Consider the following 21,342-nt stretch of genomic DNA (forward strand, 5'->3'; position numbering starts at 1 on the left):
CGAGTTCGCCCAGACGTTGGAGGGCCAGACGGCCGGCGACTCTTTCGAGATCGTGGGAATTAGCGAGGCCGAAAAAGTTTTCCGGTGGCCTCTTATCCTGCCGGGCCATTAAGCAGAGACCGCTCCTGCGATACGGCGGCGGAGCTCCATCGCCTGCGACGAGTCACCGAGGCCCTCGCTCTCGAGCACCGAGAGGATGGCCTCATCTACGGAGATCTCGCCCCGAAGCTGCTGGCGGAGAAGAGCCTCGTCCTCAGCAGACATGGCTTGGCCCGCCATGACCATGGAAGCGTTCACGGCGGCGACTTTCTGGTCTTCGTTGCGCGGGTCAGTCATGAAATGAATTTTACCTGCTCAAGGGCGGGAACGGGATTTAGGCCCCTTCGCCCGCCAGGCGGTACAGGCGGTGGAAGTGGTGCACCGGGCCGTGGCCTTTGCCCACGTTGAGCTCGTCGGCGTGGGCAATTGCCTCGTGCAGCCAGGCGGAGGTCCAGCGCAGGGCGGCGCCGGCATCGCCGTCAACCGCCAGGCGCGCCGCGAGTGCGGACGATAGCGAGCAGCCGGTGCCGTGGGTGTTCTTCGTGTCCACGCGGGGAACCTCCGCGATCTCGACCGAGCCGTCGGGCCCGACCAGCGCGTTTGAGGCCATGCCGGAGTCGAGGTGGCCGCCCTTGACCACAACGGCCACGCCGGATTCGGCGGCGAATGCGCGGCCCTGCTCAATCGCGGCATCGAAGTCCGCCGCTTCCGCGTTTCCCGTCAGCACCGCTAGCTCAGGGATGTTCGGAGTGACCACCGTCGCGTGGTCGCGCACGAACTGGCGAAGCGCTTCCTCAGCGTCCGCGGTGAGCAGCCGGTCGCCCGAGGTGGCAACCATGACCGGGTCCACAACCACCACGGGCACGTCCTGCCCGGCAAGGAATTCGGACACGGTCGCGGTCGTTTCAGCGTCGCCGAGCATGCCGATCTTCACTGCGTCCACCGCAACATCGTCGAACACCGCCGCGAGCTGCGCCCGGAGGAAGGCCTGCGGCGGGGTGTGGATCTCACGCACGCCCTGTGTGTTCTGTGCGACCAGCGAGGTAACCACGCACATGCCGTACCCGCCGGCGGCGGCGATGGATTTCAGGTCTGCCTGGATGCCGGCGCCACCCGTTGGGTCAGTGCCGGCAATGGAGAGGACGTTGGGGATTGTTACAGCGACGTGTGCCATTTGCCCAAGCGTACCGAAAGGCAGCTACCGGGCCGCGACGGCGATTTTCTCCGCGAAGCGGTCATAATCCGCGCGGATCGCCTCCAGCGGCTCCACTACCGCCGTCTGCGAAATCGCGGCCACTTCTCTCTGCACGGCCTGGCGCGTGCGCCGTTTCACCCCGGAGCCGATGGCCCCGCCGAATATCGCTGTGATCAACCCGATGACTAGGCCAGTGAGCAACCCGGCCATGATCAGCAGCGTCGGGATGGGCCACCCTTCCACCTCGGGCACGAGATCCGCGCCGAGCAGCGGGGTGAGCACCCCGGGCACCATCGCAACCAGCAGGTACCAGATCACGCCCACCAGCGCGGCGAGCAGCGCCAGCCACTGCAGCACAGTGAGCACGCTCCAGCCCTTCGACGGCTCCGCCGGCAGACGAGTGCGGGCTACAGCGCGGTCCAATTCGGCTGGCAGCGCCTGCGAAATCTGCTCCGTCCTATCTGCCACCGCCGTGCCCCACGCGTGCGGCAGTCCCGCGGCCGCCGCGGCGGAGTACTCACGCAGGCCTCGGTTCGCCACGGCCTTCGAAGCAGCGTCCAGTTCGGGCATGGACGTGCGGTGCACACCGACCGTGTCGGCCTCTTCCCGCAGCCCCAGGCGCTTGAGCGGGTCTGGCCTGAACCGCGTGATCCAGGAGGTGAGCAACCACCCCGTCCGCTCGTGCAGGCGCTTGCGGTACGCCGCCGCCGTCGTCTCGGCGATGCGCTCCGCGCCAGCCGCCTGCGCAAGCGTCGCGTCCATGGAGCGCTTGGCTTGCTTATCGACGCTCCCTGCCTTGCCCAAAGCCGAGAAATCCCGCGTCACGGCGTGAATATCGGCCTCGATGCGCGCGGACTGCGCCGTGTGGGCCTTCGCCACCTTCGCAATCGCCGCGCGGATGTCCTCGATGCCGTACCCGGTGACGGTGGAGGTGGGGATGACGCGCACTTTCGAGAGACCGTCGTTACGCAAAAGCTCCTCGAAGGAGCGCGCGACGGTGGGCACGTCGCTCGCGTGGAGCAGGTCCGCCTTGTTCAGCACCGCGAGGGTGACGGCGGAGTGGGAGGCGTGGGGGCGGATGAACTCGTCGTGGATCACGCTATCCGCGTACTTCTCCGGATCGGATACCCACACCAGGACATCCACTTGGCCGGCGAGGCGCTCGGCGATGGCGCGGTTCGATGCCTCAACTGAGTCGAAGTCCGGCAGGTCCAAGAGAATCAGCGGTCCCGCGCCGGGCGCGAATTCGCCGGGGCGGGTGCGGCGGTCCTCCACGCCCAGCCAGTCCAGCAGCTGCTCTGAGCCTTCCGGTTGCCAGATCGCGGCGAGCGGGGAGGACGTGGTGGGGCGGCGCGCCGCGGCCTTGCCCAGGTCCTCGCCTACGACGGCGTTGAACAGGCTCGTCTTGCCGGAACCGGTGGCGCCGAAGAAGCCGACAACGGTGTGGTCGCCGGATAGCGCGCGGCGCTCAGCGCCGGCTGTAGCCACTTGCTGAATGCGGGCGAGCTGACCCTGCGGGAGGTACGGCTGGGCGAGCTGAGCGGCCTCATCGAGCGCAGTGAGACGGTCGCCCAAAGGCGCGGTGCGTTTGAACATCGCCATCTACTTGCCCCCCTGGGCGCCAAACGTGCCGCGCAGTTGGTCGAAGAGGCCGCGCAGCGTACCGTGGTCGAAGCTCTCCTGCACGTCTTCGCGCACAGCCGGCAGCGCAGCGGCCGGTTGTGCGGGGGAGAGGATACCGGGGAAGCGCTCGTCCACACTCGTGCGCGCCTCCTTCGCCGCCGTGCGCAGGTTCTCGGCCGAAGTGCCAGAGAGCAGCGGGTCGGTGAGCGCGTAGTACCTCTCGCGCTCCTCGCGCAGCAGCCCATCCAGGCGCTGGTTCAAGTCATTTCGTGCATCCGTGGCCATGCGGCGCACGGTGTCCTCGCCGAAGATGGTCTCCAAAAGCTTCTGGCCAACCACAGCGGAACCACCCGCAATGGCAACCTCGCCGCCCGTGATACCGGCGGTGGTGGAGAAGACCATGAGCATCAGCGCGACGGTGACCACGTTGAGGCCGAGCGACATGATGCGTGCGCGCTGACGCTTCTCGCCTGCGGTGTCTTGGATGCGATCGAGGATGGAGCCCTGCCACTCGCGCACCAGCTGAGCGGCCCGCGCGTCAATGTCCGCGCTCGCGCGTGCGAGCGACGGATCTGCACCCTCGCGCAGCTGCGGTGCAACGGCACCGACGTGGGACCAGGACCTGGCCGCCGCGGTATCCGCGGCATCCACAATCACTGCGTGAAGGCCGGATTCCAGCTCCGTCTCCACCTCGCGCAGCGGTGCCGGCTCACCGCTGAAGAAGCTGCCCACCTTGTCCACGGCCTGGGAGAACCAGCGCTCGAAGCCGCGGAACACGTCCGAGGTGCCCACCACGTCCTGCCAGCGGTCCATCACCTCGGTGCGCAGCATCTTGCCGTCCGAGGTGGCGTCGATGATGCTGGCGTGCGCCGTCTTGTACTGCTCGAAGATCGAGGCGTCGAGCTGGTTGGCGAAGTCCTCGCGGCGCTGGCGGGTCTCAATCAGACCGTCCACACGCTCCAGCGCGCCTTCCACCGCACCCGCGACCGTCTTGCCGGCCACGGCGCGCCGGGCGGCGGAATCATCCGCGAGTTGGCCCAGGTAATCACGCAGCGGCTGCACCAATTCAGCCGCGAGGAATTCATCCTGCGCGTCTTTGCCCTGTCCGTCTTTGCCCAGCCCCGGCACGAACGGCACCGTGAACACCGTTGCGCCCCCGAGGCCCGCCTCACCCATCATGCGGCGCAGATCAGAAGGCACGGTCTGCGCGGACACCTCGTCCAGGCGGTTGAGCACGACCACAACCTCAATGCCGCGCGAGGCCGCGTCATGCAGGAAGTTCCACACCAGCTGGTCCGCGTAGCGGGCCGGGGTGGTGACAAAAATCCACAGGTCGGCGGCAGCCAGCAGCTGGGAGGCGAGAGCGCGGTTGCGGTCGTCGATGGAGTCGAAATCCGGGGCGTCGAGAAGCGAAAGCCCGGCGGGAATGCTGGTGGTCTCCACAATGCGCAGCGTGGTGGATTGCTCGTTGCCCGCGCCGTGGGAGCGTGCGAGTCCGGGCAGCACCTGCGGTGAGTTGAACCAGTCGGCGTCCGCCGGGTTGGCCACTAGGACCGGCTGGCGGGTGGTGGGGCGGATGACGCCGGGATTGGACACGCGCTCCCGCAGCATGGCGTTGACCAGGGTGGACTTGCCTGAACCAGTGGAGCCGCCGATGACGGCGAGCAGCGGCGCATCCAGGTTGGCCAGGCGGGGGATGATGTAATCGTCGAACTGGTTGACCACGGCCTGCGCTTCCGCTTGGGCATCAGCCGGCAGCGTGGTGGTGGCAAGCGCGTCGCGCAGGTCCTTGACGGCGAGGGTCGGGTCCTCGTGGGACTCGCGGGCGGCATCGGGCACGGGGGTGTTCACCCTGCCCATTGTGGCAGATGGTTAGTCCCTGTAGTTGGTCTTGGTGAGGTTCAGCCAGCCGTAGATGCCGCCCATGATCAAGCCGCCGCCGACGAAGTTGCCCACCCACACGATGGTCCAGTGGCGCGCGATGTTGCCGACTGTGTAGCCGGGGATAGCGTCCGGCCCGAACTCGAAACCGGTCAACGCCGTAAGGACGAAGTTGGCAATCGAGTGCTCGTAGCTCATCGCGGCGAAGGCCGGGATAATGATGATCACGCCCAGCAGTTTTGCAGTGAAGTCCTTTCCTGCTTGGGTGGAAAGCATGAACGCGATGTTGACCACGATGTTGGCCAACACGGCTTCGATGAACAGCGTGCCGCTGGGTTTTTCGAGCTTGGCAACCATCAAGTTGTAGATGAAGCTGTCCGTCGTCACCGCCTCCCCAATCGTGGTGTTGGCGATCAGCGCCGTCACCAGCACGCCGCCGATGAGGTTGAACAGGGTAACGAAGCACACGATGGCGAAGCCCTTGCTCACGGTGTTCTTCCGGTGGATGGCCCCGTACGTCATAAACATCATGTCGCCCGTGGCCAGCTCACCTTGCAGCACCACGATGATGTAGAGGGTGGCGGCAAAGAGCGAGGCGAACGCGTACCTGCCCATGCCGGGGGCAACAGCCTCCACCGTCGTGGCAGTGTTGGCCGCGAACGCCGTCATGATGCCCAGGAACAGGCCCGCAAGCATCGCCCTCACCGCGAAACGCGCCGGCTCCTGGGTGAAAAGGTCGAGTTTGTTCCTGATGGCCCTGTCGGCAGACTCCTGGAAGATCACAGAAGTGAAACTAGTGGAAGTGCATAGCCGCCGCCCGCTGGCCCCTCGCGCGCCGCCGGATTTGGGGAATCGGCGCTGGTCGTGGTTCAATACCGGAGTTGTCTTGCGCTGGTCGGGTGCGACGCGCGTTTCCGAGTGAAACACCCGAGACCCTTCGACGGGAACGAACCTAGAGAGTTCTCAACCGTTCGTCGATAAGCACAAGGCTCCGAGCAAACATTGACCACGTGCGTGCAGGACGGGAATCTGGCGCACATCGATCCAGGTCAGGAGACCAACTGTGATTCAGCAAGAATCGCGTCTGAAGGTCGCCGACAACACTGGTGCACGCGAGCTGCTGTGCATCCGCGTTCTCGGCGGTTCTGTTCGACGCTTCGCCGGTATCGGCGACACGATTGTCGCCACCGTGAAGGAAGCTGCCCCGGGCGGCAACGTCAAGGAGGGCGAGGTTGTGCGCGCTGTTGTCGTGCGCGCCAAGAAGGAGACCCGTCGTCCGGACGGTTCCTACATCGCGTTCGATGAGAACGCAGCTGTTCTGATCAAGAACGACACCGAGCCGCGCGGTACCCGTATCTTCGGTCCGGTTGCGCGTGAGCTGCGCGACAAGAAGTTCATGAAGATTGTTTCTCTCGCACCGGAGGTGATCTAACCCATGAAGATCAAGAAGGGCGACATGGTTCAGGTCATCGCCGGCAAGGACAAGGGCGCGCAGGGCAAGGTCATCGAGGCCTACCCGAAGCGTGAGAAGGTCCTGGTCGAGGGCGTGAACCGCATCAAGAAGCACGTTGCAAACTCTTACAACGAGCGCGGCGCCGAGTCCGGCGGCATTGTGACCCAGGAGGCTCCGATCCACGTGTCCAACGTGATGATCCTGGACTCCGACGGCAAGCCGACCCGCGTGGGCTACCGCTTCGATGAGGACGGCAAGAAGGTCCGCGTGGCCAAGTCGAACGGGAAGGACATCTAACCATGACTGAGACGACCGCTTCGACCAACTACACCCCGCGTCTGAAGACCCGCTACCAGGACGAGATCCGTACCAAGCTCAACGACGAGTTCAAGTACGACAACGTCATGCAGATCCCGGGCCTGACCAAGATCGTTGTGAACATGGGTGTGGGCGACGCCGCCCGCGACTCCAAGGTGATCAACGGTGCGCTCGAGGACCTGACCGCCATCACCGGCCAGAAGCCGCAGCTGCGCCGCGCCAAGAAGTCCATCGCGAACTTCAAGCTGCGCGAGGGCATGCCGATCGGCGCAAAGGTGACCCTGCGCGGCGACCGCATGTGGGAGTTCCTTGACCGCCTGCTCACCGTCGCGCTGCCGCGTATTCGTGACTTCCGCGGCCTGAACGACAAGCAGTTCGACGGCAACGGCAACTACACCTTCGGCCTGTCCGAGCAGACCATGTTCTACGAGATCGACATCGACAAGATCGATCGTGTCCGCGGCATGGACATCACCCTTGTCACCACCGCCACGAACGACGACGAGGGCCGCGCACTCCTGCGCCACCTCGGCTTCCCGTTCGCGGACAAGGACGGCAAGATGCAGCAGGCATAAGCCTCTGCACGGCGATTTGCCGCCAAGCTTTCAGCCCCTCTTCGGAGGGGCTTTTCGCTTTTCGACGGCAGGTGTAATGTCACCCACATGTCTCTCGCAGAAACCCTAGATAAGGCCGCCGCCAAAAAGGTCGACCTCCTTGACAACGATTTCGGGCGCTTCGCCGTCCGCGCCGTCCTCGCCGGTGTCTACCTCACCGTGGCCACCGCCTTTGCGGGCGTAGCCGGCAATGCGGTGGAGAAGCTGGCTCCCGGGTTGGGCGCGGTGGTCTTCGCGCTACTCTTCGGCTTCGGCCTTTTTGCCATCGTGGTGCTGAACACCGAGCTGGCTACCGGCAACATGATGTTCGGCTCCTGGGCATCCACCAAAGGCAACCTGAGCTGGGGCAAGACCATCTGGTTTGTGGTAGCCGCCACCATCTTCAACCTCGTCGGCGCATTCATCGTCGCGGCGATTCTGAGCCAGTCCGCGAAGCTGGGGTCGATGGACAACACCCACCTCATTGCCACCCTCAGCGAGGGCAAGCTGGACAAGAGCGCATGGGGCGCGTTCATCGAGGCCGTGCTGGCGAACTTCGTGGTCAACATGGCCATTTTGATGGGCCTGCAGGCGAAGGAAGTAGTGTCCAAGTTCGTCGCCATCGTGCCCATCATCGCGATCTTCGTGGGCCTGGGCCTGGAACACATCATCGCGAACTTCTCGCTGATGACCATCACGATGTTCGCTGACCCGCTGCCGGATAACTTCACCGCCGGCGCAGTCGCTCTCAACTGGGCGATGGTGCTGCTGGGCAACTTCGTCGGCGGCGGTCTTGGGATCGGTGCCGTTTACGCCTGGTTGAACAAGACGCAGACGGTGTACAAGGACTAAGCCCGCTCTAGGGGCATAGTCCGCTTAGGCGCGGCCGAGGTCGAAGTCGGTTGCGCCCTCAACGGTGGTCGGGTCCAACTGCGCTGCAATGCCGAAACGGTTGAACACGTTGATGGTGTTGATGCCAACCAGGATGTTGCGGGTGCCGTCCTCGCCGTAGTGCTCCACCACGCGGTTCCACAGCTCGTCCGAGACGGAGTTCTCGCGCTCCGGCAGCTTAGTCACCGCGTCGGTCAGCTCGAGCACAGCCAGCTCCTTGTCGGTGAACTGGTCCTTGTGCTCCGGCCAGCTCTCTACTGCCAAGATCTTCTCCTCGGAGAAGCCGATCTGGCGGGAGTTGCGGCGGTGGGTGGCGGTGCAGATTTTGCAGCCGTTCAGCGCGGAAGCGCGCAGGCACACGAGCTCAGAGGTCTCTGGGTCCACGTTCTGGGACAGGTACTTGACCGCCGGGAAGAACGGGGCTTGGAAATCATTGTTCAACTCTCGAGTAGTCATAGTCCCCACGGTAGCTACTTCAGCTCGCCCGCGTAGAGGTTGAACCTGTCGGCCCTGGTAAACCCGGCAAGCGCCATCCCAGCTTCGCGGGCAAGTTCGACCGCAAGGGAGGACGCGGCGGATACCGCCACCAGCGCAGGGAAGCCTGCCATGGCCGCCTTTTGCACCAGCTCGAAGGACGCGCGCGAGCTCATGACCAGGATCATGTCGGCGGCTGGTAAGCGTCCGTCGAGAAGCAAGTGCCCAATGACCTTGTCCGCGGCGTTGTGGCGGCCAATGTCCTCGCGCACCACGATGGGGTTGCCCTCGAGGTCGAACGCGCCTGCCGCGTGGATGCCCCCGGTTTTGCGGAACTGCTGCTGCTCCGCTGCGAGCCGCTCCGGCAAAGACATCACGAGCTCCGGATCCAGCGCGATCGGGGTAATCGGCGCGTGGGTTCGGTGCAGCAGCTCGCTGATAGATTGGCTGCCGCACACGCCGCAGGCGCTGGTGGTGGGGGTGAGGCGGATGAATTCAGGCGCGATCGGCTTCGCACTCGCCGCGAGCTCGATGTCCAGCAAGTTGTAGGTGTTGGTCCCCTCGGGGTTTTGGGAGCCGGCGCAGTAGCGCGCGGTAGTCACGTCTTCCACCGACGTGATCAGCCCCTCGGCGTAGAGCCAGCCGTGCGCAAGCTCGATGTCGTGGCCCGGAGTACGCATGGTGGTCGTCAGCGTCTCGCCGCCGGTGCGGATCTCCAGCGGCTCCTCCACCGTGACCGTGTCCGCGCGGGTGTCAGTGAGGAATCTCCCCTCGTTCGCCCCCTGGCCGCGGGTGACTTTGGTGACGGCAAAGCGGCGGTTGATGCGGCTCACTACGCCTCGGTCCCGCTTTCCGGCTCGTACGTGTCCAACAGGTGCTCCACCTGCGTGATCATCTCGCGGACCTCGTCTGCGCTGCCGCCGAGCGCGCCGAAACGCTGCCCGGCCGCGAGGCCGACAACGAACGCCGTGGTGGGGGCGGCGGGGCGGGACGGGCCGTTGTGCGCCACCGCCGCGGTGAGGTCGAGGATGTCCCCGACCAGCTCGCGGACCAACGCGGGGTCCGCGTCGAGGTGCTGTGCCACGGCATCAAGCCATTCGTGGGTGGAATGCAGGGTTTCAGCCATGCGGCCAACATTAGCGCCGCGATGTGCGTAAACGCACGTTCTCCACAGCGGCGGTTGCGCGAATTCCACAGGTTGGGGCGCTACCGGCTCGGCAGACTGCGCACAGCGGGTTATAACTAGGGCACCGACCAAAATGAAACAATCGAAAGGAAGGTGCCGCCGTGCGCGACATCGACAAGATCAAAGGCAAGGTGCAGAAGCTCCTGAACCAGGCCGCGGACCGCGAGGGCACCCCGGAGGGGGACTCGTTTTACACCAAGGCATTTTCTCTCATGGCCACCTACGGGTTCGACGAGCGCGACCTCGAACACCCCGACGACGGGGACGACGTCACCTACAAGACCTACCGTTTTAGCGGCGCTTACACCGACATGCAGGCGCGCCTCCTGCTTTCCATCGCCGAGGCGCTGCACTGCACCGGCTATTACCAACGCGTGTACAACTCCACCCGCGCGGAAAGCGCAACCATCTTCGGTCTGCGCCGGCACATGGAGCGCGTGGAGATGCTTTACTCCTTACTCTCCCCAGTCATGGCCGCGGGGGCGCAGACCCTCCGCGCGGAGTCCTGGGTGGACTCCGTGGTGGTCACGCGCCGCTCCTTCATGATGGGGTTTGCCAGCACCGTCGGCGCCCGCCTCGCTTCCGCTGAAGAGACCGTCGCCGCAGGTGACGGCGGTTACGCACTCGCGCTTATCGACGATCGCTTAGCAGCCGAAGAGCTCCGCGACATCCTTGCAGCGGAGTGGGGCTTGGTCTTCGGCGCGGGCAAGCGCAGCCAGCGGATGTTCGATATGGATGCCTACCACGACGGGCAGCGCGCCGGCGACATGACGGATTTAGGGCAAACCCGAGTGCAGGCGCGGCCGGCGCTGCCGTTTTAGCCTGGACGTTGCTCCTTGCATCCGTCGGCAAGCAATTTGCTTCTGAGCAGGCGGGGGAGGTAGCTTAGACCGTCGGACTTGCGTGCCGGTGTTTTGGCACGCCCGTTCCGATGAGTACGTAAGAACACCAACTTTGTTGCAGGCCCCCCGCCGAAATGCGGACCGCGTGCAAGGGAGGCGGCGAGCGCCCCACGTTACTGAGCGTGGGGAGCGTGAAGTAGCCCCCGACAGATCACACGGAGAACGCGACCTTGCTGTGAAGCATCACTGATGGGTCAGGTGGGTTTAGGGAACCGCAACGAGAAAGGGAAACGGTCACTCGCTATGACCATGACTGATCCGATCGCGGACATGCTGTCCCGCGTGCGTAACGCAAGTAACGCACAGCACGACAGCGTGACCATGCCGTCCTCCAAGATCAAGGCGAACATCGCCGAGATCTTGAAGCAGGAGGGCTACATCAACGACTACAAGGTTGAGGATGACAAGGTTGGCAAGAAGCTGACCCTGGACCTCAAGTACGGCCCGACCCGCGAGGCTTCCATCGCTGGTCTGCGCCGCGTGTCCAAGCCGGGCCTGCGCGTGTACGCGAAGTCCAACGACCTGCCTCAGGTTCTCGGTGGCCTGGGCGTGGCTATCATCTCCACGTCCCACGGCCTGCTGACGGACCGTCAGGCTCAGGAGAAGGGCGTAGGCGGGGAAGTCCTCGCTTACGTCTGGTAAAGGGAGGTTGTTAGAACATGTCGCGTGTAGGTAAAGCACCCATCGCAATCCCGAACAACGTGGAGACCAAGATCGACGGCCAGCACGTCGAGGTAAAGGGCCCGAAGGGCACCCTGTCCCTCGACCTGCCGACGCCGATCACCGCTTCCGTTGAGGACAACCAGATTGTGGTGTCCCGTCCGGACGACCACCGCCAGAACCGCGCTCTGCACGGCCTGTCCCGCTCGCTGGTCAACAACCTGGTTGTTGGCGTGACCGAGGGCTACAAGATCAAGATGGAAATCTTTGGTGTTGGTTACCGTGTGCAGCAGAAGGGCAAGGACCTCGAGTTCGCCCTTGGCTACTCCCACCCGATCCTGATTGAGGCCCCGGAGGGCATCACGTTTGCCGTGGACGGCAACACCAAGTTCTCGATCGAGGGCATTGACAAGCAGCAGGTTGGCCAGATCGCAGCGAACATCCGCCGCCTTCGCAAGGATGACCCGTACAAGGGTAAGGGCATCCGCTACGAGGGTGAGCAGGTCCGCCGCAAGGTCGGAAAGACGGGTAAGTAATCATGAGCAACACCGCAGAGAACACCAAGCGCACCCCGGTGGGCAAGGACATCTCGTCCCGCCGCCGCGAGGCTCGCGCACGCCGCCACTACCGCATCCGCAAGACCCTGCGCGGTACTCCGGAGACCCCGCGTCTCGTTGTGCACCGCTCTTCTCGCCACATCCACGTGCAGGTCATCGACGACCTTGCAGGCCACACGCTGGTTTCCGCTTCCTCCATGGAGCCGGAGATCCGCAACATGGAAGGCGACAAGAAGGACAAGGCCGCAAAGGTTGGCGCCCTCGTTGCAGAGCGCGCCAAGGAGGCTGGCATCGACGCCATCGTCTTCGACCGCGGCGGCTACAAGTACCACGGCCGCGTTGCGGCTCTGGCCGATGCAGCTCGTGAAGGTGGTCTGAAGTTCTAATGATCACCGCAATCAACACCACTAACGGAAGGATCGCGTAATGGCCGAACGTGAACGGCGTGACGGCGGACGCTCCGCCGACAACGAGAACAACAACAACCGCGGCGAGCGCGGTGGCCGCGGCGGTAACCGCCGCGACCGCGACGACCGCCGCAACCAGAACGACGAGCGCGATAAGTACATCGAGCGCGTTGTCACCATCAACCGCGTTGCCAAGACCGTCAAGGGTGGCCGCAACATGTCCTTCACCGCGCTCGTGGTTGTGGGCGACGGCCAGGGCATGGTCGGCGTCGGCTACGGCAAGGCGAAGGAAGTCCCGGCCGCAATCCAGAAGGGTGCTGAGGAGGCTCGCAAGAACTTCTTCCGCGTCCCGATGATCGGCGGCACCATCCCGCACCCGGTCCAGGCTGAGGCCGCTGCCGGCATCGTGATGCTGCGCCCGGCTGCACCGGGTACCGGTGTCATCGCCGGCGGCGCTGTCCGTCCGGTGCTGGAGTGCGCCGGTGTCCAGGACATCCTTGCGAAGTCCCTGGGTTCCGACAACGCCCTCAACGTGGTCCAGGCGACCGTCGCCGGCCTGAAGCAGCTTGTGCGCCCCGAAGAGGTGGCTGCAAAGCGCGGCAAGGCTATCGAGGACGTCGCTCCGGCTCGTATGCTGCGCGCCCGCGCAGGTCAGGAGGCGTAAGCACAATGGCACTGAAGATTACGCTGCACCACGGCAAGGTGGGCGAGAAGCCGGTCACCCGCGCAAACCTGGAAGCTCTGGGCCTGCGCAAGATTGGCCAGTCCGTTATCAAGAAGGACAACGCCGCTACCCGCGGCCAGATCCTCAAGGTGCGCCACCTGGTCACCGTTGAAGAAGTTGCAGGGGAGTAGATAGCACATGGCTGACATCATCAAGCTCCACGACCTGCGCCCGGCACCGGGCGCAAACAAGGCCAAGACCCGCGTTGGTCGCGGTGAGGCCTCCAAGGGTAAGACCGCTGGTCGCGGTACCAAGGGCACCAAGGCTCGTAAGCAGGTTTCCGCTGCTTTCGAGGGTGGCCAGATGCCGCTGCACATGCGTCTGCCGAAGCTCAAGGGCTTCAAGAACCCGAACCGCGTCGAGTACCAGGTGGTCAACGTGTCCGACCTGGCAAAGGCGTTCCCGGAGGGTGGCACCATCGCCATCGCCGACATCGTCTCCGCGGGCCTGGTCCGCGCTAAGGAGCCGGTGAAGGTGCTGGGCAAACGGCGACATCGATGTGAAGATCGACGTCACCGCCACCAAGTTCTCCAAGTCCGCAGTTGAGAAGATCGAGGCTGCTGGCGGCTCCGTGACCACCGAGGCATTCTCCGCACGCGCTGCGAAGAACGTTGATGGCCCGGTCGCTTCCGCTGCAGGCGAGGCAACCCCGGCTGCAGAGGCCGCAGAGGGTGCACGCGGCGTGCTGGAGTCCGACCCGCTGCAGGGCGGATCCACCGTGGTGAACACCGAGGAGACCACTGAGGCTTAAGCCTCGCTTTCGCGAAAATCGCGTACACCGTCAAACCCCCGCTCCGGCCAGTTCAAACTGGCGCAGGAGGCGGGGGTTTCGACGTTTCAGCGCGAGCAAATAACGTTTCGCAGGCCGCGACTGCTAGGGTAGTGGGGTCAAAGACGGCTCGGCCGGCTTCCGCATGCCTATCCCCAGGTAGCGTGCCGCGTCTATGGCGTCGAACTGTCCGCTATCTCCCGCGCGGTACCGCGTCGGGGGCCAGGAGGCTTTGTGTCCGCAATTGCTCAGGTGTTTAAGGATCCTGATCTCCGCAAGAAGGTTCTGATCACCCTTGCACTCATGATTCTGTACCGCATTGGCGCGCAGATCCCCACGCCTGGCGTGGATTACGCGCTGATCAACCAGCGTCTGCAAGACATCTCGCAGGGCGAGCAGGCCACGATGTTCTCGGTCATCAGCCTCTTCTCCGGCGGCGCGCTGCTGCAGCTCTCAATCTTCGCCATCGGCATCATGCCGTACATCACGGCGTCCATCATCGTGCAGCTGCTCACGGTGGTCATTCCTAAATTCGAAGAACTGAAGAAGGAAGGCCAAGCCGGCCAGACGAAGATGACGCAGTACACGCGTTACCTCACCGTCGCACTGGCGCTCTTGCAGTCCGCAGGCATTGTCGCGTTGGCGGACCGCGAGCAGCTCTTGGGCCGCGGCATGCCGGTGCTGGTGGAAGACCGCAATGTGTGGACGCTGCTGATGATGATCATTGTGATGACATCGGGCGCGGTGCTGATCATGTGGCTGGGCGAGATCATCACCGAGAAGGGCGTGGGCAACGGTATGTCCCTGCTCATCTTCGCCGGTATTGCCACTCGCATCCCGCAAGAGGGCGTGTTCATTTGGAACAACTCCGGCCCGGTCACCTTCTTCCTGGTGCTTGGCGCGGTGATCCTCCTTGTGGTCGGCATCATCTTCATCGAGCAGGGCCAGCGCCGCATTCCGGTGCAGTACGCGAAGCGCATGGTGGGCCGCCGCCAGTACGGCGGTTCCTCCACCTACCTGCCGCTCAAGGTCAACCAGGCCGGCGTGATTCCGGTGATCTTCGCTTCCTCCCTGATGTACGTCCCGGTGCTGATCACCCAGATTGTCACCATGAACCAGCCCGCCCCGCCGGATAACTGGTGGATGAACCACGTCATGGCGTGGCTGCAGAACCCGGGCTCCTGGCAGTACATCCTGACCTACGTTGTCCTGATCATCTTCTTCTCCTACTTCTACGTCTCCATCCAGTACGACCCGGTTGAGCAGGCGGACAACATGAAGAAGTACGGCGGCTTCATTCCGGGTATCCGCCCGGGCCGCGCAACGGCTGAGTACCTCGCCTTTGTTATGAACAGGCTCCTGTTCGTAGGCTCCATCTACCTCGCCGCAATCGCGGTGCTGCCGAACCTGGCCATGGATGCCGGTATCTCCGGCTCCGGCGGCGGTGGCATGAGCGCGTTCGGTGGTACCGCCATCCTGATTATGGTCTCCGTGGCCCTGACCACGGTGAAGCAAATTGAATCCCAACTTCTCCAATCCAACTACGAAGGACTTTTGCGATAATGCGTCTCGTTCTCCTTGGCCCTCCCGGCGCCGGCAAGGGCACCCAGGCAGCCATCCTCTCCGAAAAGCTGGGCATCCCCCACATCTCCACCGGCGACCTCTTCCGCGCCAACATCGGTGAGGGCACCCCGCTGGGCGTTGAGGCGAAGAGCTACATCGATGCCGGCAAGCTGGTTCCCACCGACGTCACCGCCCGCATGGTTGAGGCCCGCCTGAACGAGCCGGATGCCGCAGACGGCTTCCTCCTCGACGGCTTCCCGCGCACCGTGGAGCAGGCGGAGATCCTCACCGATCTGCTGAGCAAGTCCGGCCACTCCCTCGACGGCGTGCTGAACTTTGTGGTGGACGAGGACGTGGTGGTGGAGCGCATGCTCGCCCGCGGCCGCGCAGACGACAACGAGGACACCATCCGCACCCGCCTCGCCGTCTACCGCGACGAGACCGCCCCGCTGATCGACCACTACGGCGACGAGATCATCTCCATCGACGCTGTCGGCGACGTGGACGAGATCAACGCCCGCACCATGGAGCAGCTGGGCAAGTAGCCCTCCGCGTTCCTGCTAGGCCGGTGCTTGCACCGGCCTTTCGCATTCGCTTATCGACGATTGGAGCACACCAATGGCGTTCCGGAAACGCAAAATCGCTGCCAAAACACCCGCGGAGCTCGACGCCATGGAGGCTGCCGGCCGCGTGGTAGGCCTCGCCCTCCAGGAGGTCCGCGCCGCAGCTCGCCCAGGTGCTACCACGCTGGACCTGGACAACGTCGCAGAAACCGTGATCCGCGACCACGGGGCCGTGCCCACGTTCCTGGGCTACAACGGGTTTCCCGGCTCCATCTGCGCGTCGGTAAACGAGGTGGTGGTGCACGGGATACCGTCGGCAAGCATTGTGCTCAAGGAGGGCGACCTAGTGTCGGTGGATTGCGGTGCCACCCTGGATGGATGGGTGGGCGACTCCGCGTGGTCTTTTGGCGTGGGGGAGCTCGCGCCCGACGTGGAAAAGCTGAACCGCGCGACCGAGTGGGTGCTCGCTGAGGGGCTCAAGGCGATGGTGCCGGGCAACAAGCTCACCGATGTGTCCCACGCGCTCGAGGTGGCTACCCGCGCGGCGGAGGAGCGCTTTGGCGTGCAGCTGGGCATCTTGGACGGCTACGGCGGCCACGGTATCGGCCGGACGATGCACGAGGAGCCGTACCTGGCCAACGAGGGCCGTCCAAACCGCGGCCCGCTGATCCAGGAGGGGTCTGTGCTGGCGATCGAGCCCATGCTGATCCTCGGCGGGGAGACAGATTCCGAGGTACTTGCGGACGAATGGACGGTTGTCACGGCGGATGGCTCACCAGCGGCGCACTGGGAGCACACAGTCGCCGCGACGGCAAAGGGGCCGCGCATTCTCACTCCGCGCGAGGGATAAGTTCTCCTGGAGGTTGGGGAGCTGGTCTATACTTCACCGCATGTCGTACACACCCCGCCACGCCAAGCCGTCCGCGTTCAAGCGCCGCGCCGCAGCGATTGCTGCCGGCACCACGCTCGCGGCCACGCTTGCTGCTAGCCCGGTAACCGCCTCGGCACAGTCGATTGCGGATACGTCCTCGCTCTCCTCGCTGAGCAGCGCCAACCCGCTGCTGTCGCAGGCCAACTCCCAGTTCGCCGCACTGAGCTCCAACACCTCCCAGGCTGCGCGTGATTCCGCGTGGAACACCCGAAACTCCCTGCACGCGCAGGCGGACGGCCTGGGCCGCCTTGACCCGAACCTGCCGGCTCAGGTCAAGGGCTCGATCGATCAGGCTGTGGAGACCTTCTTCCCTGGCCTGATCGCGGAGCGCACCGCGCCGCCGGCTCCGGCACCTGCGCCGGCTCCGGCCCCCGCGCCGGAAGCTGTGCCTGCTCCGGCACCGGCTCCCGCCTTCGACTACGGCGCCTGCCCGAAGAGCGCAAAGGCTTGCGTGGACATCGCCGGGCAGCGTTCCTGGCTGCAGAAGGACGGCCAAGTCTACTACGGCTCGGTGCGCATCTCCACCGGCATGCCGGGGTATGAGACCCCGCGTGGCACGTACTACGTCAACCGCAAGGTGAAGGACGAGATCTCCTGGGAGTTCAACAACGCACCGATGCCGTACGCGGTGTACTTCACCAACAACGGCATCGCGTTCCACCAGGGCGACCCAGCGTACAAGTCCCACGGTTGCATCCGCATGTACCGCGCGGACGCACAGAAGTACTTTGCGGATCTGCAGATCGGCGACAAGGTGGTTGTCTACTAACGTCGATAAGCGTCAAGCCCCATCAGCCCAGCACAGAACATGTGCTGGGTTGTTTTTTCGCAGGTGGATGGCTATAGTCGCTCTTTGGTGTGAAACCGGTACCGCTTGGTGCCGCGAAAACACCTGGTAGCAAGCAAGGAAATCACGAAAGTACCTGCGCAAACGTGTGGGTGCTGTAGGAAGTGGAGTGTATGGCAAAAGAAGGCGCAATCGAGGTTGAGGGCCGAATCGTCGAGCCCTTGAAGAACGCGATGTTCCGTGTCGAGTTGGACAACGGGCACGAGGTTCTGGCCCACATCAGTGGCAAGATGCGCCAGCACTACATCCGCATCCTCCCGGAGGACCGCGTCATCGTGGAGCTTTCCCCGTATGACCTGGACCGCGGGCGTATTACTTACCGCTACAAGTAAGAGTTTTTCGCCTCCTTACCCAGACGTGCGCCGTGCATGGCACCGGCAAACGTCGTTTACCTCCGGCCACGGTGGCCAGAGCCGCGCGAAACCACAACCCATCCTCCGGCACGGCCCGGACAAAGTGTTGCTTGGCGTGGACGGGTGGGGAGAAAACCACCGTAACAACCCGAAAGGAACGTAGCCACATGGCACGTCTTGCTGGTGTTGATCTGCCGCGCAACAAGCGCATGGAGATCGCACTGACCTACATCTACGGCATCGGCCCGACCCGAGCCAAGGAACTGCTCGAGAAGACGGGCATTTCTCCTGACCTGCGCACGGACAACTTGAGCGACGACCAGCTCGCCGCACTGCGTGATGCCATCGAGTCCTCCTACACCGTGGAGGGCGACCTGCGCCGCGAGGTTCAGGCTGACATCCGCCGCAAGATTGAGATCGGCTCCTACCAGGGTCTGCGCCACCGCCGCGGCCTGCCGGTTCGCGGCCAGCGCACGAAGACCAACGCGCGTACCCGCAAGGGCCCGAAGAAGACCATCGCAGGAAAGAAGAAGTAACACATGCCTCCTAAGACTCGTGCTGGCGCGCGTCGTGGACGTCGCGTCGTAAAGAAGAATGTGGCCGCCGGCCACGCATACATCAAGTCCACCTTCAACAACACCATCGTGTCCATCACGGACCCGTCCGGTGCTGTGATCTCCTGGGCGTCCTCCGGCCACGTCGGCTTCAAGGGCTCCCGCAAGTCCACTCCGTTCGCTGCGCAGATGGCTGCTGAGAACGCTGCCCGCAAGGCAATGGAGCACGGCATGAAGAAGGTTGACGTTTTTGTCAAGGGTCCGGGCTCCGGCCGCGAGACCGCTATCCGTTCTCTCCAGGCTGCTGGCCTGGAGGTGTCCTCGATCTCCGACGTGACGCCGCAGCCGTTCAACGGTTGCCGTCCGCCGAAGCGTCGTCGCGTTTAAGGCAGAAAGGAAAAGAGGTAACTTCACATGGCTCGTTACACCGGCCCTGCTACCCGTAAGTCCCGTCGCCTCCGCGTCGACCTTGTCGGCGGCGACATGTCCTTCGAGCGCCGCCCGTACCCCCCGGGGCAGGCTGGCCGCGCTCGCATCAAGGAGTCTGAGTACCTGCTCCAGCTGCAGGAGAAGCAGAAGGCTCGCTTCACCTACGGCGTGATGGAGAAGCAGTTCCGCCGCTACTACGAGGAGGCTAACCGCCTCCCGGGCAAGACCGGCGACAACCTGCTCGTGCTGCTTGAGTCCCGCCTGGACAACGTGGTGTACCGCGCTGGTCTGGCTCGCACCCGCCGCCAGGCACGCCAGCTGGTTTCCCACGGCCACTTCACCGTGAACGGCAAGGCGATCGACGTGCCGTCCTTCAAGGTCTCCCAGTACGACATCATCGACGTGCGCGACAAGTCCCGCTCGATGCTGTGGTTCGAAGAGGCTCAGGACAACCTGCTCGACGCTGTCGTGCCGGCTTGGCTCCAGGTCGTCCCGGACACCCTGCGCATCCTCGTGCACCAGCTGCCCGAGCGCGCTCAGATCGACGTTCCGCTGCAGGAGCAGCTCATCGTCGAGCTCTACTCGAAGTAAGCTTTTCCCTTACTTCACCCGCGCGTGGGTCTCTGCGCGTTATCTTCCACATACCCGTTCCTACCGGCATCAAATAGTGGGTGCCGATGAAGGAGAAGTTCCATGCTCATCTCTCAGCGTCCGCAACTGACTGAGGAATACATCGATACCAACCGTTCGAAGTTCGTCATCGAGCCGCTCGAGCCTGGTTTCGGCTACACCCTCGGCAACTCCCTGCGCCGCACGCTGCTGTCCTCCATTCCGGGCGCAGCTGTGACCTCCATCAAGATCGACGGTGTGCTCCACGAGTTCACTACGATCAACGGCATCAAGGAGAACGTCTCTGAGATCGTGCTCAACGTGAAGGACCTGGTGCTGTCCTCCGACTCTGACGAGCCGGTTGTCATGTACCTGTCCGTTGAGGGCCCGGGCGACGTGACCGCTGGCGACATTGAGCCGCCGGCTGGTGTGGAGATTCACAACCCGGATCTGCACATCGCGTCTCTGAACGAGCAGGCTCGCCTCGAGATGGAGCTTGTTGTCGAGCGCGGCCGCGGCTACGTCCCGGCCATGCCCAACTCCGGTGGCGAGGTTGGCCGCATCCCGGTCGACCAGATTTACTCCCCGGTAACCCGTGTTGCCTACAAGGTTGAGGCAACTCGTGTTGAGCAGCGCACCGACTTTGACAAGCTGATCATCGACGTGGAGACCAAGAACTCCATGAGCGCCCGCGATGCACTGGCTTCCGCAGGTTCCACCCTGGTGGAGCTGTTCGGACTGGCACGCGAGCTCAACACCGCAGCCGAGGGCATTGAGATTGGCCCGTCCCCGCAGGAGACGGAGTACATCGCTGCCTACAACCTGCCCATCGAGGACCTGAACTTCTCTGTGCGCTCCTACAACTGCCTGAAGCGCCAGGAGATCAGCACTGTCGGTGAGCTCGCTGAGTACACCGAGTCTGACCTGCTGGACATCCGCAACTTCGGCCAGAAGTCCATCAACGAGGTCAAGATCAAGCTTGCCAGCCTCGGACTGACGCTGAAGGACGCACCGGAAGATTTCGACCCGACCCAGATCGAGGGCTACGATGCCGAGACCGGCGACTACCTCGACACCAGCGCGGAAGACACCGAGTAGAAATTTCATCTTCGAGCTCGCGCTCACTAATTGCACACGAGGAGTACTTAAATGCCTACCCCTAAGAAGGGTGCCCGTCTCGGAGGGTCCGCCAAGCACCAGGAGCACATCCTGGCTAACCAGGCGCAGTCCCTCTTCGAGCACGGCGCTATCAAGACCACCGAGGCTAAGGCGAAGATGCTTCGCCCGTACGCCGAGAAGCTGATCACCAAGGCAAAGCGCGGCACGCTGGCTGACCGTCGCGCTGTCGCCGCTGAGCTGCCGAACAAGGACGTTGTTGCATACCTGTTCAACGAACTTGCTCCGAAGTTCGAGGGCCGCGAGGGTGGCTACACCCGCTCCATCAAGCTGGAGAACCGCGCCGGCGACAACGCACCGATGGTGCACATTTCCCTGGTGACCGAGGAGCTCGTCTCCACGGCCGCTACCCGCACCGCACGCGCTGCCGCATCCCGCGAGGCTCAGGCAGCTCAGGCTGCCCCGGCTGCTGAGGCACCGGCTGCTGAGGAGCCGGCAACCGACGAGCCGGCTGTGGAGCAGAACGAGGCTGTAGCGGAGGAGGTCGCTGAGGCCAAGCAGTCCGCTGAGGCCGAGGCTGCCCAGGCTTCCGACGAGGCCGCTGTCGAGGCTCAGGCTGCTGAGCCGGAGACCCCGGAGCAGGAGCAGCAGAAGTAGTTCACTGCTTGCCTTGACGCTAGGCCGGCACCCGGAGCAATCCGGGTG

At 64.0% G+C, this 21,342-nt stretch carries 27 protein-coding genes and 2 pseudogenes; 21 read left to right on the top strand and 8 right to left on the bottom strand.

Going from position 1 to position 21,342, the window contains the following annotated elements; all coding sequences use genetic code 11:
- Window positions 1-108: 108 nt before the first annotated feature.
- The 5 genes and pseudogenes from JZY91_RS01290 to JZY91_RS01310 form a co-directional block, all read right to left on the bottom strand.
- Window positions 109-336, bottom strand: coding sequence for an antitoxin VbhA family protein (locus JZY91_RS01290; protein WP_234948195.1), 228 nt, complete (start codon window positions 334-336; stop codon window positions 109-111).
- A 52-nt stretch (window positions 337-388) separates the two neighbouring features.
- A pseudogene (thiD, locus tag JZY91_RS01295) lies at window positions 389-1,213 on the bottom strand (bifunctional hydroxymethylpyrimidine kinase/phosphomethylpyrimidine kinase); the annotation flags it as partial.
- A gap of 24 nt (window positions 1,214-1,237) precedes the next feature.
- Window positions 1,238-2,830 (bottom strand): GTPase family protein, encoded by a 1,593-nt coding sequence (locus tag JZY91_RS01300; protein WP_234948196.1) that lies wholly within the window; start codon window positions 2,828-2,830, stop codon window positions 1,238-1,240.
- A gap of 6 nt (window positions 2,831-2,836) precedes the next feature.
- Complete coding sequence (locus tag JZY91_RS01305; protein ID WP_234948197.1) at window positions 2,837-4,708, bottom strand: ABC transporter; 1,872 nt, start codon at window positions 4,706-4,708, stop codon at window positions 2,837-2,839.
- Window positions 4,709-4,729: 21 nt separating this feature from the next.
- Window positions 4,730-5,521, bottom strand: a complete 792-nt coding sequence (locus tag JZY91_RS01310; protein ID WP_234948198.1) for a formate/nitrite transporter family protein — start codon at window positions 5,519-5,521, stop codon at window positions 4,730-4,732.
- A gap of 280 nt (window positions 5,522-5,801) precedes the next feature.
- Between JZY91_RS01310 and rplN the strand changes: the two genes are divergently transcribed.
- The 4 genes from rplN to JZY91_RS01330 all read left to right on the top strand — a co-directional run bounded on the left by rplN (window position 5,802) and on the right by JZY91_RS01330 (window position 7,954).
- Window positions 5,802-6,170 (top strand): 50S ribosomal protein L14, encoded by a 369-nt coding sequence (gene rplN / locus JZY91_RS01315; protein ID WP_234948199.1) that lies wholly within the window; start codon window positions 5,802-5,804, stop codon window positions 6,168-6,170.
- A 3-nt stretch (window positions 6,171-6,173) separates the two neighbouring features.
- Window positions 6,174-6,488, top strand: a complete 315-nt coding sequence (gene rplX / locus JZY91_RS01320) for a 50S ribosomal protein L24 (protein WP_234948200.1) — start codon at window positions 6,174-6,176, stop codon at window positions 6,486-6,488.
- A 2-nt stretch (window positions 6,489-6,490) separates the two neighbouring features.
- Complete coding sequence (rplE, locus tag JZY91_RS01325; protein ID WP_234948201.1) at window positions 6,491-7,084, top strand: 50S ribosomal protein L5; 594 nt, start codon at window positions 6,491-6,493, stop codon at window positions 7,082-7,084.
- A gap of 87 nt (window positions 7,085-7,171) precedes the next feature.
- Window positions 7,172-7,954, top strand: a complete 783-nt coding sequence (locus JZY91_RS01330) for a formate/nitrite transporter family protein (RefSeq protein WP_234948202.1) — start codon at window positions 7,172-7,174, stop codon at window positions 7,952-7,954.
- Window positions 7,955-7,978: 24 nt separating this feature from the next.
- Here JZY91_RS01330 and JZY91_RS01335 read toward each other — a convergent pair whose 3' ends face one another.
- Genes JZY91_RS01335 through JZY91_RS01345 form a run of 3 tightly spaced genes read right to left on the bottom strand, consistent with a single transcriptional unit; the run spans window position 7,979 to window position 9,593 of the window.
- A complete protein-coding gene (locus JZY91_RS01335; protein ID WP_234948203.1) occupies window positions 7,979-8,449 on the bottom strand; it encodes a carboxymuconolactone decarboxylase family protein in 471 nt (156 codons plus the stop codon).
- Between the two features lie 14 nt (window positions 8,450-8,463).
- On the bottom strand, window positions 8,464-9,300 hold the full coding sequence (gene fdhD / locus JZY91_RS01340) for a formate dehydrogenase accessory sulfurtransferase FdhD (RefSeq protein ID WP_234948204.1): 837 nt from the start codon (window positions 9,298-9,300) through the stop codon (window positions 8,464-8,466).
- On the bottom strand, window positions 9,300-9,593 hold the full coding sequence (locus tag JZY91_RS01345; RefSeq protein ID WP_234948205.1) for a DUF6457 domain-containing protein: 294 nt from the start codon (window positions 9,591-9,593) through the stop codon (window positions 9,300-9,302). Before JZY91_RS01345 ends, fdhD begins: the two co-directional genes overlap by 1 nt.
- A gap of 161 nt (window positions 9,594-9,754) precedes the next feature.
- Between JZY91_RS01345 and JZY91_RS01350 the strand changes: the two genes are divergently transcribed.
- From JZY91_RS01350 to rplQ, 17 genes and pseudogenes are all read left to right on the top strand, one after another.
- On the top strand, window positions 9,755-10,474 hold the full coding sequence (locus JZY91_RS01350) for a DUF2786 domain-containing protein (RefSeq protein WP_234948206.1): 720 nt from the start codon (window positions 9,755-9,757) through the stop codon (window positions 10,472-10,474).
- Window positions 10,475-10,798: 324 nt separating this feature from the next.
- Window positions 10,799-11,197, top strand: coding sequence for a 30S ribosomal protein S8 (gene rpsH / locus JZY91_RS01355; protein ID WP_234948207.1), 399 nt, complete (start codon window positions 10,799-10,801; stop codon window positions 11,195-11,197).
- 17 nt (window positions 11,198-11,214) lie between these two features.
- The gene (gene rplF / locus JZY91_RS01360; RefSeq protein WP_234948208.1) at window positions 11,215-11,751 is read left to right on the top strand and encodes a 50S ribosomal protein L6; all 537 of its coding nucleotides are present in this window, start codon (window positions 11,215-11,217) and stop codon (window positions 11,749-11,751) included.
- 2 nt (window positions 11,752-11,753) lie between these two features.
- On the top strand, window positions 11,754-12,158 hold the full coding sequence (gene rplR, locus JZY91_RS01365) for a 50S ribosomal protein L18 (RefSeq protein ID WP_234948209.1): 405 nt from the start codon (window positions 11,754-11,756) through the stop codon (window positions 12,156-12,158).
- A gap of 40 nt (window positions 12,159-12,198) precedes the next feature.
- The gene (gene rpsE, locus JZY91_RS01370) at window positions 12,199-12,843 is read left to right on the top strand and encodes a 30S ribosomal protein S5 (protein ID WP_234948210.1); all 645 of its coding nucleotides are present in this window, start codon (window positions 12,199-12,201) and stop codon (window positions 12,841-12,843) included.
- Between the two features lie 5 nt (window positions 12,844-12,848).
- Window positions 12,849-13,034: a 50S ribosomal protein L30 gene (gene rpmD, locus JZY91_RS01375; protein ID WP_234948211.1), complete on the top strand. Its 186-nt coding sequence runs from the start codon at window positions 12,849-12,851 to the stop codon at window positions 13,032-13,034.
- 7 nt (window positions 13,035-13,041) lie between these two features.
- Window positions 13,042-13,480: pseudogene (gene rplO, locus JZY91_RS01380) on the top strand (50S ribosomal protein L15); the annotation flags it as partial.
- 426 nt (window positions 13,481-13,906) lie between these two features.
- The gene (gene secY, locus JZY91_RS01385) at window positions 13,907-15,235 is read left to right on the top strand and encodes a preprotein translocase subunit SecY (RefSeq protein WP_234948212.1); all 1,329 of its coding nucleotides are present in this window, start codon (window positions 13,907-13,909) and stop codon (window positions 15,233-15,235) included.
- Entirely contained in the window at window positions 15,235-15,780 is a 546-nt protein-coding gene (locus JZY91_RS01390; protein ID WP_234948213.1) for an adenylate kinase, read from the top strand. The genes secY and JZY91_RS01390 overlap by 1 nt, the downstream gene beginning before the upstream one ends.
- Window positions 15,781-15,853: 73 nt before the next feature.
- Window positions 15,854-16,648 carry a type I methionyl aminopeptidase gene (gene map / locus JZY91_RS01395; RefSeq protein ID WP_234948214.1) on the top strand — a complete coding sequence of 265 codons (795 nt, stop codon included), beginning with the start codon at window positions 15,854-15,856 and terminating at the stop codon, window positions 16,646-16,648.
- Between the two features lie 40 nt (window positions 16,649-16,688).
- Entirely contained in the window at window positions 16,689-17,498 is an 810-nt protein-coding gene (locus tag JZY91_RS01400) for a L,D-transpeptidase (RefSeq protein WP_234948215.1), read from the top strand.
- Window positions 17,499-17,689: 191 nt separating this feature from the next.
- A complete protein-coding gene (gene infA, locus JZY91_RS01405) occupies window positions 17,690-17,908 on the top strand; it encodes a translation initiation factor IF-1 (RefSeq protein WP_018017508.1) in 219 nt (72 codons plus the stop codon).
- Window positions 17,909-18,096: 188 nt separating this feature from the next.
- Entirely contained in the window at window positions 18,097-18,465 is a 369-nt protein-coding gene (gene rpsM, locus JZY91_RS01410; protein WP_234948216.1) for a 30S ribosomal protein S13, read from the top strand.
- A 3-nt stretch (window positions 18,466-18,468) separates the two neighbouring features.
- Window positions 18,469-18,870 (top strand): 30S ribosomal protein S11, encoded by a 402-nt coding sequence (gene rpsK / locus JZY91_RS01415; RefSeq protein ID WP_234948217.1) that lies wholly within the window; start codon window positions 18,469-18,471, stop codon window positions 18,868-18,870.
- Window positions 18,871-18,897: 27 nt separating this feature from the next.
- Window positions 18,898-19,503 (top strand): 30S ribosomal protein S4, encoded by a 606-nt coding sequence (gene rpsD, locus JZY91_RS01420; RefSeq protein WP_234948218.1) that lies wholly within the window; start codon window positions 18,898-18,900, stop codon window positions 19,501-19,503.
- Between the two features lie 102 nt (window positions 19,504-19,605).
- Window positions 19,606-20,619 (top strand): DNA-directed RNA polymerase subunit alpha, encoded by a 1,014-nt coding sequence (locus tag JZY91_RS01425; protein ID WP_234948219.1) that lies wholly within the window; start codon window positions 19,606-19,608, stop codon window positions 20,617-20,619.
- A 51-nt stretch (window positions 20,620-20,670) separates the two neighbouring features.
- Entirely contained in the window at window positions 20,671-21,294 is a 624-nt protein-coding gene (gene rplQ / locus JZY91_RS01430) for a 50S ribosomal protein L17 (RefSeq protein ID WP_234948220.1), read from the top strand.
- Window positions 21,295-21,342: the final 48 nt, after the last annotated feature.

The organism is Corynebacterium sp. CNCTC7651 (assembly GCF_021496665.1).
In the GTDB taxonomy this organism is placed as follows: domain Bacteria; phylum Actinomycetota; class Actinomycetes; order Mycobacteriales; family Mycobacteriaceae; genus Corynebacterium.